The organism is Variovorax sp. AC194 (assembly GCF_979257995.1).
Genome location: NZ_OZ409823.1, coordinates 3,274,846 through 3,292,874, shown reverse-complemented (window position 1 = coordinate 3,292,874; position 18,029 = coordinate 3,274,846). Strand labels below are relative to the sequence as shown.

General features: G+C 67.9%; 17 protein-coding genes and 1 tRNA gene. 8 read left to right on the top strand and 10 right to left on the bottom strand.

The window, feature by feature from the left end; translation table 11 throughout:
* Positions 1–46: 46 nt before the first annotated feature.
* Positions 47–1,069 (top strand): tetratricopeptide repeat protein, encoded by a 1,023-nt coding sequence (locus ACZYRS_RS15770; protein WP_463420002.1) that lies wholly within the window; start codon positions 47–49, stop codon positions 1,067–1,069.
* A gap of 72 nt (positions 1,070–1,141) precedes the next feature.
* Here the strand turns inward: ACZYRS_RS15770 and ACZYRS_RS15765 are convergent.
* From ACZYRS_RS15765 to ACZYRS_RS15750, 4 genes are all read right to left on the bottom strand, one after another.
* Positions 1,142–1,228, bottom strand: a tRNA-Leu gene (locus ACZYRS_RS15765).
* A 103-nt stretch (positions 1,229–1,331) separates the two neighbouring features.
* Positions 1,332–4,541, bottom strand: a complete 3,210-nt coding sequence (locus ACZYRS_RS15760; protein WP_463420001.1) for an efflux RND transporter permease subunit — start codon at positions 4,539–4,541, stop codon at positions 1,332–1,334.
* Positions 4,538–5,740, bottom strand: coding sequence for an efflux RND transporter periplasmic adaptor subunit (locus ACZYRS_RS15755; RefSeq protein ID WP_463420000.1), 1,203 nt, complete (start codon positions 5,738–5,740; stop codon positions 4,538–4,540). The genes ACZYRS_RS15760 and ACZYRS_RS15755 overlap by 4 nt, the downstream gene beginning before the upstream one ends.
* A 108-nt stretch (positions 5,741–5,848) precedes the next feature.
* Positions 5,849–7,693 (bottom strand): potassium transporter Kup, encoded by a 1,845-nt coding sequence (locus ACZYRS_RS15750; protein WP_463422493.1) that lies wholly within the window; start codon positions 7,691–7,693, stop codon positions 5,849–5,851.
* A gap of 148 nt (positions 7,694–7,841) precedes the next feature.
* On the opposite strand from ACZYRS_RS15750, the gene hpnC reads away from it, so the two are divergent.
* From hpnC to ACZYRS_RS15725, 5 genes are read left to right on the top strand one after another with little or no spacing between them, the layout of a single operon-like run.
* Entirely contained in the window at positions 7,842–8,756 is a 915-nt protein-coding gene (hpnC, locus tag ACZYRS_RS15745; RefSeq protein WP_463419999.1) for a squalene synthase HpnC, read from the top strand.
* Positions 8,753–9,592: a presqualene diphosphate synthase HpnD gene (hpnD, locus tag ACZYRS_RS15740; RefSeq protein ID WP_463419998.1), complete on the top strand. Its 840-nt coding sequence runs from the start codon at positions 8,753–8,755 to the stop codon at positions 9,590–9,592. The genes hpnC and hpnD overlap by 4 nt, the downstream gene beginning before the upstream one ends.
* An 11-nt stretch (positions 9,593–9,603) precedes the next feature.
* Complete coding sequence (locus tag ACZYRS_RS15735) at positions 9,604–10,437, top strand: hypothetical protein (RefSeq protein ID WP_463419997.1); 834 nt, start codon at positions 9,604–9,606, stop codon at positions 10,435–10,437.
* Positions 10,434–11,696, top strand: coding sequence for a hydroxysqualene dehydroxylase HpnE (gene hpnE / locus ACZYRS_RS15730; protein ID WP_463419996.1), 1,263 nt, complete (start codon positions 10,434–10,436; stop codon positions 11,694–11,696). Before ACZYRS_RS15735 ends, hpnE begins: the two co-directional genes overlap by 4 nt.
* Positions 11,693–11,995, top strand: coding sequence for a hypothetical protein (locus tag ACZYRS_RS15725; RefSeq protein WP_463419995.1), 303 nt, complete (start codon positions 11,693–11,695; stop codon positions 11,993–11,995). Before hpnE ends, ACZYRS_RS15725 begins: the two co-directional genes overlap by 4 nt.
* Here the strand turns inward: ACZYRS_RS15725 and ACZYRS_RS15720 are convergent, their stop codons facing one another.
* Entirely contained in the window at positions 11,996–12,637 is a 642-nt protein-coding gene (locus tag ACZYRS_RS15720; RefSeq protein WP_463419994.1) for a LysE family translocator, read from the bottom strand.
* 122 nt (positions 12,638–12,759) lie between these two features.
* Between ACZYRS_RS15720 and ACZYRS_RS15715 the strand changes: the two genes are divergently transcribed.
* The gene (locus tag ACZYRS_RS15715) at positions 12,760–13,065 is read left to right on the top strand and encodes an NIPSNAP family protein (protein ID WP_206178920.1); all 306 of its coding nucleotides are present in this window, start codon (positions 12,760–12,762) and stop codon (positions 13,063–13,065) included.
* A gap of 3 nt (positions 13,066–13,068) precedes the next feature.
* Here ACZYRS_RS15715 and ACZYRS_RS15710 read toward each other — a convergent pair whose 3' ends face one another.
* Complete coding sequence (locus ACZYRS_RS15710) at positions 13,069–13,800, bottom strand: HAD family hydrolase (RefSeq protein WP_463419993.1); 732 nt, start codon at positions 13,798–13,800, stop codon at positions 13,069–13,071.
* Between the two features lie 30 nt (positions 13,801–13,830).
* Here ACZYRS_RS15710 and hemH point away from each other — a divergent pair, with 30 nt between their 5' ends.
* Entirely contained in the window at positions 13,831–14,835 is a 1,005-nt protein-coding gene (gene hemH, locus ACZYRS_RS15705; protein WP_463419992.1) for a ferrochelatase, read from the top strand.
* 1 nt (position 14,836) lies between these two features.
* Here hemH and ACZYRS_RS15700 read toward each other — a convergent pair whose 3' ends face one another.
* From ACZYRS_RS15700 to ACZYRS_RS15685, 4 genes are all read right to left on the bottom strand, one after another.
* Complete coding sequence (locus tag ACZYRS_RS15700; protein WP_463419991.1) at positions 14,837–15,394, bottom strand: thioredoxin family protein; 558 nt, start codon at positions 15,392–15,394, stop codon at positions 14,837–14,839.
* A 121-nt stretch (positions 15,395–15,515) separates the two neighbouring features.
* Positions 15,516–16,022: a DUF1993 domain-containing protein gene (locus ACZYRS_RS15695; RefSeq protein ID WP_463419990.1), complete on the bottom strand. Its 507-nt coding sequence runs from the start codon at positions 16,020–16,022 to the stop codon at positions 15,516–15,518.
* Positions 16,023–16,078: 56 nt separating this feature from the next.
* Positions 16,079–16,963, bottom strand: a complete 885-nt coding sequence (locus tag ACZYRS_RS15690) for an alpha/beta fold hydrolase (RefSeq protein ID WP_463419989.1) — start codon at positions 16,961–16,963, stop codon at positions 16,079–16,081.
* Entirely contained in the window at positions 16,960–18,027 is a 1,068-nt protein-coding gene (locus ACZYRS_RS15685; RefSeq protein WP_463419988.1) for a branched-chain amino acid ABC transporter permease, read from the bottom strand. Before ACZYRS_RS15685 ends, ACZYRS_RS15690 begins: the two co-directional genes overlap by 4 nt.
* Between the last annotated feature and the right edge of the window lie 2 nt (positions 18,028–18,029).

The window sequence follows — 18,029 nt, the reverse complement described above, 5'->3', positions numbered from 1 at the left end:
CCCCTTTACAGTGGCGGGCGATTCGCCACTGCCCCCAGGGATCTCCATGCTCCAGCGCCTCTTCGCCGCCCTCACCTTCGCACTTGCCGCCCTCGCGTTTGCGATGCCCTCGCCGACGCTGGCCAAGACCGGCGCGCAGGCGAAGGAGCCGACCATCCAGCAGATCTACGACGCGGCGGACAAGGGCCGCATTGACGCCGCGAACACGATGATCGCCAAGGTGCTGAAGAGCCATCCCGAGAGCGCGAAAGCCCATTTCGTCCACGCGCAGTTGCTCGCGATGCAGGACGAACTCGATGACGCGAGAGACGCGCTGGCCCGGGCCAAGGAACTGTCGCCGGGCCTCAAGTTCGCGAAGGCCGAATCGGTCACCAAGCTCGAGCGCAAGCTGGAGAAGCCGGCGGAGATCGCGCCCCCCGAACCGCTGCCCGCGCCGAGCCCGGTCGCAGCGCCGGCTCCCGTGGTCAAGGACTCCTTTCCGCCCACCGGCTCGATCCCGTGGGGCCCGATCGGCATCGTGGCGCTGATCGTCGTCGCCTACGTGTTCTTCCAGCGGCGTTCGCGTGCCGTCACCTTCCCGGTGCCAGGCGACGTCGCGGAAGCGCCGCGGTTCTCGCGGCCCACGAGCGACTCGTCCATGGGCTATGGCGACCGCGAATTTCCGCCCTCGCCCCCGCCCGGCCACGGCTCGAACATCGGCGGCGCGCTGGCGGCCGGTGCCGTGGCCGGCGTCGGCGCGGTGATCGTGGGCGAAGTGCTGCGCGAGGCCATGAACAGTCGGCGAGAGTCGCGCGCAGGCAGCACGGTCAACATCTTCAACAACAGCCGCAGCAACAACGCGCACATTGGCAGCAGCCTGTGGCCTTCATCGGATTCGATATCGGACTCGGACTCCGAACCCGAGCGCCGGCCCGACCGCAGCTTCGTGGACAACGATTTCGGCATCAAGGACACGAGCTCGTGGGACGACTCGAGCAGCAGCAGCAGCAGCGATAGCGGTAGCAGCAGCGACAGCAGCAGCAGCGATAGCAGCAGCAGCGACAGCAGTTCCAGCAGCAGCGACTGGTGAAAACAAAAAAGCCCCCGTCCTTGTGGAACGGGGGCTCTTCGCTGCTCGATAGAACGTCTACATAGCAGAGGCTGGTGCGCGGGGCCGGACTCGAACCGGCACGTTCTTGCGAACGTCAGGACCTAAACCTGGTGCGTCTACCAATTTCGCCACCCGCGCGATGCCAAATCTTTCAGGTGAATGCAAAAGCGGACGGCCTCTTGGCACCTCGGGAATCCCTCGGGCCGAAGACCATCCGCTTGAAATCGGTCAGCTTTCGATTTTAAGCATGAATGAGGGTCGCTTCCGGCGCCTTCGGTGCCCCTGGCTCGGCCGGCTCCCGCTTGACCCGGAATGCCGCGGCGTACATCGCCGGCAGCGCCAGCAGCGTGAGCACCGTCGCCACGATCAGCCCGCCCATGATGGCCACGGCCATCGGCCCCCAGAACACGCTGCGCGACAGCGGAATCATCGCCAGCACCGCAGCCGCCGCCGTCAGCACGATGGGGCGCAGGCGCCGCACGGCCGACTCGACGATCGCGTCCCACGCCGGCACGCCCGCCGCGCGATCGCTCTCGATCTGGTCGATCAGGATCACCGCGTTGCGCTGGATCATGCCCATGAGCGCGATCACGCCCAGGAGCGCCACGAAGCCGAACGGCCGGTCCAGCACCAGGAGCGCGCCGGCGACGCCGGCAATGCCCATCGGCCCGGTGATGAACACCAGCAGCGAGCGGCTGAAGCTGTGCAGCTGCAGCATCAGCAGCGTGAACACCAGGAACAGCATGATCGGCACGCCCGCCACGATGGAGGCCGATCCCTTGCTGCTTTCCTCGACCGCGCCCGCCACCTCGATGCGGTAGGCGCCCTGCCCCGCCGCAAGCCAGCCGGCTTCGAGCTGGCGCAGCCTGGGCAGCAGTTGCTCGGTCACGGTCGCGCCCTGCAGGCCCTCGACCACGTCGCCCTGCACGGTGATCGCGTAGTCGCGGTTCTCGCGCCACATCACGCCGGGCTCCCAGGTGAACACCGGCCGGGCGATCTGCGTGAGCGGGATCGAGCGGCCCGAGGTCGTCGGGATGTAGGCGTTGGCGATGTCCGAGATGGCTTCGCGCTCATCGGGCGACTGGCGCAGCACGATGTCGATCAGCAGGTCGTTCTCGCGGTACTGGCCCACGGTGGTGCCGCTGAACATCGTGCGCGAAGCCTGCGCGATGGCCTGGCTCGTCACGCCGAGCGCGCGCGCCTTGGCCTGGTCGATCTCCAGGCGGATCACCTTCACCGACTCGTTCCAGTTGTCGTTCACGCCGCGCATGTTGGCGTTCTCGCGCAGCACGGCCTTCACCTCGTCGGCGTGCGCGCGCAGCTGCGCCGGCTCGGTGCCGATCACGCGGAACTGCACCGGGTAGGGCACCGGCGGCCCGTTGGGCAGCAGCTTGACGCGGCCGCGCACCTCGGGGAATTCCTCGGCCAGCAGCGCGGGCAGCCGCAGCCGAAGGCGCTCGCGCACCTTCAGGTCCTTGGCGAGCACGATGAGCTGCGACACGTTGGTCTGCGGGAACACCTGGTCCAGCGGCAGGTAGAAGCGCGGCACGCCCGAGCCGACCCAGGTGCTCACGGTCTTGACGCCCTCTTCCTTCATCACGCGGTGCTCGACGCGCCGGGCCACCTCTTCGTTGGCCGCGAACGAGGTGCCTTCGGGGAACCAGATGTCCACCATGATCTCGGGCCGGCTCGAATCGGGAAAGAACTGCTGCTGCACCTTGCCCATGCCGAAGATGCCCAGCGCGAACACCAGCACCGTCGCGCCGATGGTGAGCCACCGGTGCTGCACGCACCAGTTCACCGCATGGCGAAAGCCGTTGTAGAAGGGCGTGTCGAAGAGCTCGTGCGGCGGCGCATCCGGATCGTGCGGCTTCACCTTGAGCAGCAGCGTGCCCAGGTACGGCACGAAGTACACCGAGACGATCCACGACAGCACCAGCGCGATCACCGTCACCGCGAAGATCGCGAAGGTGTATTCGCCCGTCACCGACTTGGCGATGCCGATCGGCAAAAAGCCCGCCGCCGTGATGAGCGTGCCCGTGAGCATCGGCTTGGCCGTCACGTCGTAGGCGAAGGTGGCGGCGCGCACCTTGTCGTAGCCCTCCTCCATCTTTCGCACCATCATCTCGACCGCGATGATCGCGTCGTCCACCAGGAGGCCCAGCGCGATGATCAGCGACCCCAGCGATATCTTGTGCAGCCCGATGCCGAAGTAGTTCATCGCGAGGAACGTCACCGCCAGCACCAGCGGAATGGTGATCGCCACCACCAGCCCCGGGCGCACGTCGATGTACCAGCCGAAGCGCCCGCCCTTGTGCAGGCCGAGCGCGATGATGCTCACGGCCAGCACGATGGCCACCGCCTCGATCAGCACGCCGACGAATTCGTTCACAGAGCTGGCTACCGACACCGGCTGGTCCTGCACCTGCGCGAGCTTCACGCCGATGGGCAGGCGCTGGTCGATCTGCGCGGTCGCCACCTTCAGCGCCTTGCCCAGCGCGATGATGTCGCCGCCCTTGGCCATGGAGACGCCCAGCGCGATCACTTCCTTGCCCTGGTGGTGCACCTTGACGGCCGGCGGATCGATGTAGCCGCGGCGAATCTCGGCGATGTCGCCGAGTTTCAGCTGGTTGCCCGAGGTGCCGCGGATCGGCATCTCGCGCAGCTGGTCGACGCTGGTGAACTGGCCTGCCACGCGCACCTGCACCACATCGAGCGGCGACTGGATCGTGCCGGCGCTCTCCACCGCGTTCTGCGAGCCGAGCTGCGCGAGCACCGCGTTGAAGTCGAGCCCCAGCTGCGCCAGGCGCTTCTGCGAGATCTCCACATAGACCTTCTCGTCCTGCACGCCGAACTGGTCGACCTTGGCCACGTCCTTCACGCGCAGCAATTGCTGGCGGGTTTCGTCGGCCAGCGTCTTGAGCTCGGCGTAGCTGAAGCCTTCGCTCTCCAGTGCATAGATCACGCCATAGACATCGCCGAAATCGTCATTGAAGAACGGCCCCTGCACGCCGGGCGGCAGCGTGTTGCGCATGTCGCCGATCTTCTTGCGCACCGTGTACCAGACGTTGGCCACCTCCGCGGCCTTGGACGAATCCTTGATCTGGAAAATGATCTGCGACTCGCCCGGCTTCGAATAGCTGCGGATCTTGTCGGCATAGGGCGCCTCCTGCAGCGTGCGCTCGAGCTTGTCGGTGACCTGCTCGGCCACCTGCTGCGCGGTGGCGCCGGGCCAGTAGGTGCGAACGACCATCGCGCGGAAGGTGAACGGCGGGTCTTCGTCCTGCCCCAGCTGGAAGTACGCGAAGGCGCCCAGCACCATCAGCACCACCATCAGGTAGCGGGTGAGCGGCGCGTGGTCCAGCGCCCATTTGGAAAGGTTGAAGCCGGCGGACTTGGCGGCGGGCTTGTCGAGGGGCTTGTCGGTGGGGTTCGCTGCGCCTTCCGTCATTTGGCGGCACCTGCAGCGATCTCCTTCTTGGTTGCGGCGACGGGCTCGACGGCCTGCACGACGTCCTTCGCGTTGGCGGCGGCCGCGGCCGCCTCCTTGGACTGGTAGATGGTGACCTTCTGGCCCGGCGAGAGCACGTGCACGCCCGCGGCCACGACCATCATTCCGGGCGCGAGCCCGCCGCCGATCACGGCTTCGTTGCCGTCGGCGGTGGCCACCTGCACGGCTTGCGAGCGCACCGTCATCGTCGATTTGTCGAGCACCCAGACCGCCGTGCCCTTGCCTTCCTGGCGCAAGGCGCTGGTCGGCAGCTTCATCACGGCGGTGCTGGCGTGGGCCAGGGCCTGCGGACGTGCGTAGACGGTGGCGCCCAGCGGCGGCGAGGTGGCCGCGTCGATGGCGACCTTGACCGAATACGTGCGCGTGACCGCGTCGGCGCTGGCCGCCACTTCGCGCACCTCGCCCTGCAATTCATTGCCGCCGGACCAGCCGCGCACCGTGACCGGCGAGCCGGGCTTGATCGCCTGCGCGCGGTCTTCGGGCACCGCGAACACGACGTCGCGCGCGCCGTCCTGCGCGATGCGAACGACCGGCGTGCCGGCCTGCACCACCTGGCCGGGCTCGGCCTCGATGGCGGTGATGACGCCGGCCACGTCGGCGACGAGCGTCGTGTAGTTCGCCTGGTTGCCCTGCGAGGAAAGCTGGGCCTGCGCCTGTTCGAGCTGCGCCTGCGCGGCCTTCCAGGTGGTCTCGCGGCGCTCGAGTTCGGCGCCGCTGATGAAGTTCTGCTCGCGCAGTTCGCGGTAGCGCTTCAGGTCGGCGGCGGCCAGGTCGCGGTTGGTGAGTGCGGCGGCCTGCTGGGCCCGGGCGGCGTCGGCGGCCAGCTTGTAGTCCTGCGGATCGAGCTGGGCCAGCACCTGGCCGGCCTGCACGTGCTGGCCGAGATCGGCCTGGCGCTTGGTGATCTTGCCCGCCACGCGGAACCCGAGCCGCGATTCGACGCGGGCCCGGACCTCGGCCGAGAACTCGGGCTGGGCGTCGAAGTCGCTGGTGCCGACGGTCACCAGCTTCACCGCTCGCACGGGCTCCTCGGCGGCCGGCTTGGGCGAACAGCCGGCCAGGAACAGGGACGGAATCAGCAGCCACAAGGCGCTGCGCACCAGAGGAGGAAAAGCGGGAAAAGCGGTGGAGGCGGTCATGAGACACCCAAGAAAGAACAAACCCGGGCCTTTAATGACCCACTGGTTAGTAATCTAGGGTAAACGTTAAACACTGTCAATGACCCGCGGGTCAGTTGACAGATGTTTTCAGGTCCGCTGGCCCATCTCCACCAGGCGGTTGTCGGGCAGCTCGAAGTAGTCCGACGCCCTCCCCGCATTGCGCTGCAGCCAGCCGAACAGCACGCGCCGCACCGGGTTCAGGCCCGGCAGGTTCTCCTCGCCCACCGAGGCGCGGGAGACGAAGTACGAGGTCTTCATCGAATCGATCGCCAGCGTCTTCTGGTAGGCCAGGATGCGGATGAACTCGGGCACGTCGGGCCGCTCCATGAAGCCGTGGCGCGCGGTGACCACCCAGATGCCCTCCATCAGTTGCTCCGCTTCGATGCGGATGCGCGCGTCCACGCGCGGCGTGTCGCAGGCCAGCACGCGCAGCACGATCACCTGGTCGTGCAGCACCTGGTTGTGCTTGAGGTTGTGCAGCAGCGCATGCGGCACCGCCGTGGCATCGGGGTTCAGGAACACCGCGGTGCCGCTCACCCGGTGCGGCATGTGCTGCGCGAGCGATTCGATGAAGGGCCGCAGCGGCAGGCTCTCGGCGGCAGCCGCCTCCAGCCCCAGCCGCCGGCCCTTGGCCCAGGTGGTGAAGAGCACCATCACCACTGCCGCCACCGCCAGCGTGAGCCAGCCGCCTTCGGCCACCTTCAGGCTGTTAGCCACCACGAAGGTCAGGTCGACGACCGCGAAGGCCACCACGCCCACCACCACCGCCACCTTGTTCCAGCGCCAGAGGCCCCAGGCGACGATGCCGGCGAGCAGCGTGGTCGTCACCATCGTGATCGACACCGCGATGCCGTACGCCGCCGACAGCGCGCCCGAGCTGCGAAAGCCCAGCACCAGGAGCAGCACGCCCACCATCAGCAGCCAGTTCACGGCCGGCACATAGATCTGCCCGATCGCCGAGCCCGAGGTCTGCACCACCCGCATGCGCGGCAGGTAGCCCATGCGCATCGCGTGCGCGGTGAGCGAGAAGGCGCCCGAGATCACCGCCTGCGAGGCGATCACCGTGGCCATCGCGGCCAGCACCACCATCGGCAGCACGCCCCACGAGGGAAAGAGCCGGAAGAACGGGTTGTCGATGGCCGCCGGGTTCGCCAGCACCAGCGCGCCCTGCCCGAAGTAGTTGAGCACCAGCCCCGGCAGCGCGATGAAGAGCCAGGCGAGCCGGATCGGCTTGGCGCCGAAGTGCCCCATGTCCGCATAGAGCGCCTCGCCGCCCGTGAACGCGAGGAACACCGCGCCCAGCACCGCGAGCGACTGCGCCCGGTGCTCGATCAAGAAGCCGAAGGCACGCCGCGGATCGAGCGCCGCCAGCACCTGCGGCTGCTGCAGCACCTGCCACAGGCCCGCCGCGGCCAGCACGATGAACCACAGCAGCATCACCGGCCCGAAGATCTTGCCGACCACGCCCGTGCCCTTCTTCTGCACCATGAAGAGCGCGATCAGGATGACGACCGTGATCGGGATCACCGCGCGCTGCAGCACCGGCGCCTGCACCTCCAGCCCCTCGACGGCCGAGAGCACCGAGATCGCCGGCGTGATCAGGCTGTCCCCATAGAACATGGCCGCGCCCACCAGGCCGAGCACACCGATCGCGTTCCACACCCAGGGCCGGGTCTTGGGCCCCGCGACCGCGCTGCGCGCGAGCGCCTGCAGCGCCAGGATGCCGCCCTCGCCGTCGTGGTCGGCGCGCAGCACGAACACCACGTACTTCAGCGTCACCACGAACATCAGGCCCCAGAAGATCAGCGACAGCAGCCCCAGCACCGAATCGGGCGAGAACGGCACGCCGTGCTCGGGGTTCATCGTTTCCTTGAAGGCGTACAGCGGCGAGGTGCCGATGTCGCCGAACACGACGCCCAGCGCCGCGATCATCAATCCCGGCCCCGCCGGATGCCCTGCCGCGCCTTGCGCTGGAATCGGGGCCTTGGAGGCCGGGGCCGGTGCGTTCATGGGCGAGCTGTTCGAAGTGGCAACGCACCGAGCATAGTGCCGGGGGCATCGTGTCGCGGACAATCGTGGCGTGTCCGCCACTCCCCACCAAGCCGTCCCGCCGACGCACTACGAAAACTTCCCGGTCGCCTCGTGGCTCTGCCCACCGCACCTGCGCCCACCGATTGCCGCGATCTATCACTTCGCGCGCACCGCCGACGACATCGCCGACGAAGGCGACGCGTCGCCCGGCGAGCGCCTGGCCGAACTGCGCGCCTACCGCGAAGAACTCGCCGCCGCCGCGCAGGGCCAGGCGCTCGCCGCGTCGCGCTGGCCGCACGTGTTCGGCCCGCTCGCCCACAGCATCGCGCAACACGGCCTGCCCGAGAACCTGCTCGCCGACCTGCTGAGTGCCTTCATGCAGGACATCGAGAAGACCCGCGACCACGGCACCTACGCCGACCGCGCCGAGCTGCTCGACTACTGCCGCCGCTCGGCCAACCCCATCGGGCGGCTGCTGCTGCACCTCTACGGCGTGCACGATGCACAGGCGCTCGCGCAGAGCGACGCCATCTGCAGCGCGTTGCAGCTCATCAACTTCTGGCAGGACCCGAGCGTGGACCTGCCGCGCGGGCGCTTCTATTTCCCGCTGACCGATTGCGCCCGGCGCGGGCTCACGCGCGAGCACTTCAAGGTGTTCGAGCCACTCTCGGCCGCGCCGCCGCCGCAGGAGGCCATCAACCTGGTGTCGGTGGTGTCCTTCTGGGCCCGCGAGCTCATGGACGAAGGCGCGCCGCTGGTGCACCGCCTGCCGGGCCGCGCGGGCTGGGAGCTGCGCCTGGTCGTGCAGGGGGGCCTGCGCATCCTGGACAAGATCACCGACCTGGGCTTCGACACCTTCTCGGAGCGCCCCACCATCGGCAAGGCCGATGCGCCCGTGCTGCTCTGGAAGACGCTGCGGATGCGGAGACAATGGCGCCCCATGAAAGCAGCGCCTCCCCGATGAATCCCGAGCAATACGTGCAAGACAAGGCCGCCGCCTCGGGCAGCAGTTTCTATTACGCCTTCCTGTTCCTGCCCAAGCCGCGCCGCGCCGCGATCACGGCCTTCTATGCCTTCTGCCGCGAGGTCGACGACGTGGTCGACGAGGTCAGCGACCCCGGCGTGGCTGCCACCAAGCTCGCCTGGTGGCGCACCGAAGTGGCCCAGGCCTTCGCGGGCACGCCGCGCCATCCGGTGATGCTGGCGCTGATGCCGCACGCCGCGGCCTACGGCATCGAGGCGCGCCAGCTGCTCGAGGTGATCGACGGCTGCCAGATGGACCTGGACCAGACCCGCTACCTCGACTTCCCCGGCCTTGCGCGCTACTGCCACCTGGTGGCAGGCGTGGTGGGCGAGGTCGCCGCGCGCATCTTCGGCCAGACCGATCCGCAGACCACCGCCTACGCCCACAAGCTGGGCCTCGCGCTGCAGCTCACCAACATCCTGCGCGACGTGGGCGAAGACGCCCTGCGTGGCCGCATCTACCTGCCGGTCAACGAGCTGCAGCAGTTCGACGTGAAGGCGCACGAGATCCTCAACCGCGTGCATTCGGACCGCTTCGTGGCGCTCATGAAGTTCCAGGCCCAACGCGCGCATGCCGCGTACGACGAGGCGCTCGCCCTCCTGCCCGTGGCCGACCGCCGCACGCAGAAGCCGGGCCTGATGATGGCCAGCATCTACCGCACGCTGCTGCGCGAGATCGAGCGCGACGACTTCCAGGTGCTGAACCAGCGGGTGAGCCTGACGCCGGTGCGCAAGTTCTGGCTCGCATGGAAGGTCCAGGCCTTGGGGCGGATCTAGCCGTCGCGCCCATGGATCCGTCCCAAGCTCCGTATCGGGATCTGTCCGATGCGCTCTCCCAAACTGCCCCAGCGGAAGATGTCTTTGAGACGCTGCTTCGTCCGTGGCTCGACGCACACGCGAAAGAACGCGACTGGCTGAATGCGTTTGCGCAAAGATCCTCGCCGGCGCCCATCGCCATCGAGGACTCGTGGCGCCTCTACGCACTGTCGCGCGTCAACCAGGTCTTGCTGCTGGCCTTTCAACGCAATGAGGGCGAAGGCTGGGAAGGCCCGAACCTGGGCCTGCCGGATTACTTGACATTCATGACCGGCCTGGGTTGCCGCGTGGCCGACGAGACGGACTACTCGCCGTTCTTCCACGAAATTGTCGAAGTCGCTGAAGAGAAGAGAACTGTCTCTTCGCAACGCAAGGCCGTTGAACTGGCAAGGGTCGATTGGCCCGCGTTGATGCTCGGGACAATGATGTTCTCGAGATCGGGCGTTGCGGTCAGTTGCGCCCCTGGCGCCCTGCATGCCGAGATCGCAACGTCCTCGACCCTCTATTGGGAACGCCGGCGCAAGCATCGCCGCACGTCGGATCTCTCAGATGGTTGGGGCTCCAATTCGCAGTGGAGAACGCCCTTTCGCCGCGACTACATCGTCGGCGAAGAGTTGCTCTTCAACGCCGACGGCGAGCACGACCTGGCTGCGCTCGGATTGCCGGACTCCGCGTACGACGACCTGACTGTTGCCGAGCGCATCGAGGTGCTCACGCACAGATGTTTCGTCCGTTGCGAGAAGCCGGACGACGACATTCATCCCTACGGCGACCGCATTCAACTTCCCCGCGGTTTCCAGCAATGAAGAAGCTTGCGGTCATCGGCGCCGGCTGGGCCGGCCTCGCCTGTGCGGTCGAGGCCATGCGGCTCGGTCATGCGGTCACCCTGTTCGAGGCGGCGCACATGCCGGGCGGGCGCGCGCGGCGCGTCGACCACATGCACGGGCTGGCGCTGGACAACGGACAGCACATCCTGATCGGCGCCTACACGGCCACGCTGAAGCTGATGCGCGAAGTCGGCGTCGATGTCGAGAAGGCGCTGCATCGCTTGCCGCTCTCGCTGCGCTTCGCCGATGGCGGCGGCTTGAAACTGCCGCGTCTGCCTGCACCGCTCGATCTGCTGATGGGCATCTTCACGGCGCGCGGCTGGACGTGGCAGGACAAGTCTTCGTTGCTGCGCACCGCCATCGGCTGGCGGCTTTCCGGCTTCCGCTGCGCAAGCACCACCACGGTCGCCGACCTGTGCACCGGCCTTTCCCCGCGTGTGATGCAGGAGCTGATCGAGCCGCTGTGCGTCTCTGCGCTCAACACGCCGGTCGCCCAGTCGAGCGGCGAGGTGTTCCTGCGCGTGCTGCGCGACGCGCTCTTCAGCGGCAGCGGCGGCGCGGACCTGTTGCTGCCGCGTGCGGACCTCGGCGCGCTTCTCCCGGATGCTGCGATCGCGTGGCTGGCGAAGCACGGCGCGACGCTGCGCATCGGCACGCGCGCGCGGGCCATCGCCCCTGAAGCCGGCGAGTGGCGCGTCGATGGCGAAGCCTTCGATCAGGTCATCCTGGCCTGCGCCCCCTGGGATGCCGCGCGGCTTGTTCGTGCATCGGGCTTGCCGGCCGATCGCTGGTGCGAGACCACCGAGGCATTGCGCTTCGAAGCCATCGCCACGGTCTATGTGCGCGGCGCCTCGAAGCTGGCGGAGCCGATGCTGGCGCTGCGCAGCGATCCGGCCACGGCGCCCGCACAGTTCGTGTTCGACCGCACCCAGCTCGGCGGCCCGGACGGCGTGCTCGCGCTGGTCATCAGCGCCAACGAGGCATCGCGCGAAGTACTCGAACAGCAAGTGATCGCGCAAGCTGCAACGCAGTTGGGCCAGACTTCGCTGGAGATCATTCAGACCGTCGTCGAAAAGCGCGCCACCTTCGCCTGCACGCCCGCGCTCGCACGGCCACCGATGCGCATCGCGCCGGGCCTGCAGGCTTGCGGCGACTACACCGAAGGCCCCTACCCCGCGACGCTCGAAGGCGCCGTGCTCAGCGGCTTGGCGGCCGCGCAGGCGTTGACCACCCCATGACCGAACTGCGCTACCTCGACTTCGACTACAGCGAAGACACCGAAGGCAACGGCACCTTCGATGCCATGGCCTCGACGTCGCCAGAGAAAGTGCGCGAGGTGCGTGCCGAAATCGAACAGGTGATCGCCTGGGCGGAAGCCACGTTTCCGAACGCGCGCGGCGCATTGGACGAAGGCGCGATTTGGGACTATGACCTGCAGGAAACGCGCGAGGACACGCGCTTCACCACCCTCACCTTCTCGCTCGGCGGCACCGCGGACTTCTGCGCCGCGCTGCGCGAGCAATTCGCGCTCGACTGATCAGGCCACCTTGTTCGGCAGGCGCAGCAGGCTCAGGCCCAGCAGCACGAAGGCGCCGCCGGACACGCGGTTGAAGAGCTTCGAGCGGCGCGGATCCGAGAGCTGCTTCTTCAGCATTCGCGCGAGCAGCACATAGAACGCATGCGACAGCACCGAGCCCGCGGCGAAGGTGGCCGTGAGCACCGCGAACTGCCCGAGGATCGGCGCGTCGTGCATGAGGAACTGCGGGAACAGCGCCGAGAAGAACAGGATGCCCTTGGGATTGGTGAGCGCCACGGTCACGCCGTTGCCGAACAGGCGCCATGCGGCGCGCGGCGCGGCGGGCGCGCCGGTTGCTGCGAGGTCGGAAAACACGCTGGCCCGGTTGCGCCACTGCTTCACGCCCAAATAGATGAGGTACGCCGCACCGGCCACCTTCAGCACCATGAACGCGGAGGCCGAGGTCGTCAGCACCACGCCCAGCCCCGCCATCGCGGCGGCTGACACCATGAACAGGCCCACCGCATTGCCGAGCGAACTGATCATCGCGCGTCGCGGGCCCACGGCGATCGAGTTCGACACCGCGAGCAGCACGGCCGGACCGGGGGTGAAGGCGACGAGCAGCGTCACGCCGCAGAAGATGAGCCAGTTGGAGAGGTGCACTTTCGGAGTTCCTGCGCGAAAGGTGATCGGGGATGCGGAGACGGGGGAGCGGGAAACTATAGTCCGACGGCCCGCCGCCCGCCCGGGCCGCGCCAATTGCCCCTCACCTCTGGACAAAGAACATGGTCACCTGTTACCTGCGCTACATCGTCGACGCCTACAAGCTCAAGGAATTCGAGCACTACGGCAAGCTCTGGATTCCGCTGGTCGAGAAGTTCGGCGGCAAGCACCACGGCTACTTCCTGCCCTCGGAAGGCGCCAACGACGTGGCGCTGGCGATGTTCAGCTTCCCGAGCCTCGCGGCCTACGAGAAGTACCGCGCCGATTCGATGCAGGACCCCGAGTGCCAAGCCGCCTTCAAGTACGCGCAGGACACGCGCTGCTTCCTCAGCTACGAGCGCAGCTTCTTCCGCCCAGTCTTCGAATAAGGCTCAGGCACCGAGGGCCACGCACAGCGCGTGCAGGTTCGGCACGATCAGCTGCGGCCGCGCGCCGTGCACCCAGGGGCGCTCGTCGCGCACCAGCCATGCGGCCTGCATGCCGGCGTTGAGCGCGCCGACCACGTCGAGCTCGGCGTCGTCGCCCACGTGCAGCACGTCCTTGGGCAAGAGGCCGACCGAGGCCGCGGCCGCGCGAAAGATCGGCGCATGCGGCTTGCCGCTGCCGAAGGCGCGCGCGTTGAACGCGGTGCGAAACCACCGGCCCACGCCGGTCTGGTGGATGTCGGCATTGCCGTTCGACACGGCGACCAATGGGTAGCGCTCGCTGAGCCACTTGAGCGCGGGCAGCGCGTCGTCGTAGAGCGTCACGCGCTGGCGCTCGGCGAAGAAGGCGTCGAACGCCGGATCGGCCAGTGCCGGGTCTTCGCCCGCGCGCTTCAGTGCGGTGCGGATCGATTCGCGGCGCAGCGCGCTCAGGTCGTGCGCGAGGTCCGAGCGCTCCTTGGCGGTGGCCTCGCGCAGTTCGCGCAGGATGCCGGGCGTGAGCAGCAGCGAAGCGGTCTTGGGCGCCTCGCGCAGGAGCCACTCCTGCAGCACGCCCTCGGCGCGTTCGATGGTGGGCCAGATGGGCCAGAGGGTGTCGTCGAGGTCGAGCGAGATCGCGGCGATGCGCTGGACGTCGAGCGGCGCGGCGCTCGCGGGCGCTGGGGGAGCGGAGGTCATGCCTGAGAATATCGCATGCCTCAAGACACGATGATCGCCAGCTCCGTCAATGACCGCACCGCCGTGCTCTGGTGCAACCTGGGCTCTCCAGACGCCCCCACCGCCGCCGCCGTCCGCCCCTACCTCGCCGACTTCCTGGGCGACCCGCGCGTGGTCGAGATTCCAAAGGTGCTCTGGGCACTGATCCTGCACGGCATCATCCTGCGCACCCGGCCGGCCAAGTCGGCCGCCAAGTACGCGAGCATCTGGATGACCGAGGGCTCGCCGCTGAAGGTGTGGACCGAGAAGCAGGCGAAGCTCCTGGCCGGCTGGCTCGGCGAACGCGGCCACCGCGTGACGGTGCGCGACGCGATGCGCTACGCCAAGCCGTCGATCGCCTCGCGCCTGGATGCGCTGCAGGCCGAAGGCGCCACGCGCGTGCTGGTGCTGCAGGCCTATCCGCAGTACTCGGCCACCACCACCGCGAGCGTGATCGATGCGGTGAACGACTGGAGCCGGAAGCAACGCCGCATTCCCGAGTTCCGCTTCGTCAACCAGTACCACGACGACCCCGCCTACATCGACGCGCTCGCGCAGGGCATCGAGCGCCACTGGAAGAGCGAAGGCCGCGGCGAGGTGCTGCTGATGAGCTTCCACGGCATCCCCGCGCGCAACATCGCGCTGGGCGATCCGTACCAGGCGCAGTGCCTCGAAACCGCCCGCCTGCTCGTGGCGCGGCTCGGCCTTTCCGATGCGCAGTACCGCGTCACCTTCCAGTCGCGCTTCGGCCGCGCCAAATGGCTCGAGCCCTACACCGAGCCGACGCTGCGCGAACTCGGCGCGAAGGGCGTCAAGCGGGTCGATGTGGTGTGCCCGGGCTTCCCGGCCGACTGCCTGGAGACGCTCGAAGAGATCGCCATGGAAGGCCGCGAGGCCTTCCTGCATGCGGGCGGCCAGGCGTTCAACTACATCCCGTGCCTGAACGACAGCCCCGCTTGGATCACCGCGCTCGCGAACATTGCCGAGCGCAATCTCGCGGGCTGGCCGACCAGGTAGCTCAGCCCGTGGCCTTGCGGGCCAGCAGCGCCTGGATCGCCGCCTCCATCTCGGCGTACTCGCCTTCGCCGAAATGCTGGCGCATCACCTGCCCCTTGGCGTCGACGAGATAGAACGCCGGCCAGTACTGGTTGTTGTAGGCCTTCCAGGTGGTGAAGCCGTTGTCCTGCGCCACCGGGTAGCGGATGTTGAAGCGCTCGATCGCGTCCTGCACGTTGCGCGTCGACCGCTCGTAGGCGAACTCCGGCGAGTGCACGCCCACGACGACGAAGCCCTGGTCCTTGTAGGTCTCGTACCAGCGCACCACGTGCGGCAGCGTGCGGATGCAGTTGATGCAGGTGTAGGTCCAGAAGTCGACGAGCACCACCTTGCCCGCGAGGCCCTGCATCGTGAGCGGCCCCGAGTTGAGCCACTTCTCGATGCCCGCGAACTCGGGCGCGCGGCCGTAGTCCTTGAGGCCCGGCGATGCGGCGAGCGCACCCTGCATCGGCCAGCAGGCGGCCGCGGCCACGCCCGCACCGAGTCCTGAAAACGCCCTTCTCGACAGCAACTTGCCCATGATCGCAACCCCGTTCGTGTCAGACCGACAGCGGTCTGGCGCGATTGTTGGGCGCGCGCCGGGTTGGCGCGCATGTGTCACGGCAATTTGAAGTTTGTCGCGAAGCCGTGACGAACGGCGTTCAGAACTTGCCGAGGTAGTCCAGCTTGCCGATCGGCATGCCGCTGTGGCGCAGCACGTCGTAGGCGGTGGTCACGTGGAAGAAGAAGTTGGGCAGCGCGAACTGCAGCAGGTAGCGCTGCGCGGTGAAGGTGGCCTCGCCCTCGCGGGTCTTGATGGTCACGGGGCGCTCCTCCTGGCCGTCGATGAGCGCGCGGTCCACGGTGGCGAGAAAGTCCTGCGTCTTGTGGATGCGGGCCACGAGGTCGTCCCAGGTCTTTTCCTCGTCGGGAAAACTCGGTGCCGAGATGCCCGCGATGCGCGCCGCGCCGAGCTTGCAAGCATCGCTCGCGCGCTGCACCTGGCCGGCCAGCGTGAGCATGTCGGGCGCGAGGCGCGCATCGACCAGGGTGGCGGTGTCGATGCCGTTGGCCTTGGCGTGCGCCAGGCTCTTGTCGAACAGGTGGATGAGCTGGCCGAGTCCGCGGGTGAAGACCGGGACCGAAATGTCGTACATCGAGAGCGCCATGGTGAGGTGAGCCTTGTAGTGGTTGAAGCCGCGGCGATTGTGATGCCGCCGCGCGTTCAGCGACCGGCGGCGCGGATAAACCCCTCGATGGGCGCCAGTTGTTCGGGCACGTTCAGCGCGGGCGCGTGGCCGCACCCCTGGATTTCGATGACCTGCAGCCGCCCCTGGGCGCCCGGTCCGCGATGCCGCATCTCCTGGACCACCTCGGGCAGCACCAGGTCCGAGTCGGCGCCGCGCAGGCACAGCACCGGCACCTCGATCGCGTCGTAGTGCGGCCAGATGAGGTAATCGTTGTCGTGCGCGCTGAACTGCTGGACCATGGCCGGGTCGTAATGCGGCGTCACGCGGCCGTCGGGCAGGCGGCGCGTGGAGCTTTCGGTCAGGCGCCGCCATTGCGCGTCGCTCAGCCAGCCGTAGGGCTTGTAGACGGTGCGGAAAAAAGCTTCGAGCTCGGCCACCGTGTCGAACGAAGGCGGCTGCCCCGCATAGGCGCGGATGCGCTCGATGGCCGCCTGCGCGAGCTGCGGCGCGTTGTCGTTGAGCGTCAGGCTCGCGATGCGCGCCTTCATGCGCGGCTCGAACAGGCCCGAGGCGCAGACCATGCCGATCGCGCCGCCCATCGAGGTGCCCACCCAGTGCACGCGGCCCAGACGCAGTTCGTCGCACAGCGCGTTGGCCAGCCGCGCGTAGAAAGACAGCTGGTACTCCTCGTCGGGCAGCGGGCTCCATTGGCTGAGGCCCCGGCCGATGGTGTCGGGGCAGATCACGCGAAAGCCGCGCTCGGCGAAGTGCTGCGCGAGCTCGTCCATGTCCCTGCCGGTGCGCGCGAGCCCGTGCCAGGCGATGACCACCGGCGCATCGGGTGCGCCCCATTCGAGCCAGTGGATCTCGCGGCCGACAAGTTCCGCGTAATGCGATGTGGGAATGAGGGGCGCGCTCATCGTGCCGCCCTCGCCCGCAGCTTGCCGACGATGCCGGTCGGAAAGTAATACACCGAGAGCACGAACAGCACGCCCAGCCACAGAAGCCAGCGGTCGGGCGACAGCAGCGCCGCGAGCCACGGCAGGCCGTTCGCGGCTTCGCTGCCCAGTCGAAGCAGGTCCTGCAGATAGCTCTGTGCCACCACGAACAGCACCGCGCCGATGGCAGCGCCGTAGATGGTGCCCATGCCGCCGATCACCACGATCAGCAGCACGTCGATCATGATCTCGAAGCTCAACGATGTGTCCGGTCCGTTGTAGCGCAGCCAGATCGCGAGCATCGCGCCGGCCAGCGTGGCGAACAGCGCCGACAGCACCGCAGCCGTCGTGCGGTACACCACCACGCGGTAGCCGATGGCCTCGGCACGGAACTCGTTCTCGCGGATCGCCTGCAGCACGCGGCCGAACGGCGAATTCACGATGCGCAGCAGCGCGAGCACCAGCACCACCGCCGCGACGAACAAGAGGTAGTAGCAGAGCAGCCGGCCGTCGAGCGAGACGCCGAGGAAGGGCTCCTCGGCAAACTCGAAGCTCGGCGAGATCAGCTCGGGCAGCTTGAACGTGAGGCCGTCTTCGCCGCCGGTGAAGTCCGACAGCTGCGAGGCCAGCGTCTGGAACGCCGAGGCCACGGCCAGCGTGATCATCGCGAAGAAGATCGCGCGCACCCGCAGCGAAAAGAGCCCGATGGCGAACGAGAGCACCAGCGAGATCGCGAGCGACGCGCCAAGCCCCACGAGCACCGCGCCCCAGTTGGGACCGAGCCGCGAGGCCGAGATGGCGATGCCGTAGGCGCCGATGCCGAAGAACATCGTGTGCGCGAAGCTCACGATGCCGGTGTAGCCCAGCAGCAGGTCGAAGCTTGCGACCAGCACCACGAACACCAGGATCTTGGCCGCAACGCTGAGCGCCTTCACGCCCGGAAAGATGAACGGCGCGAACGCCAGCGCGATGAACAGCGCCACGAGCAGCAGCGCCAGCAGGCGGCTGCGCGGCATGTCGTTGGAGAGAAGTCTTTTGAGGAACATGG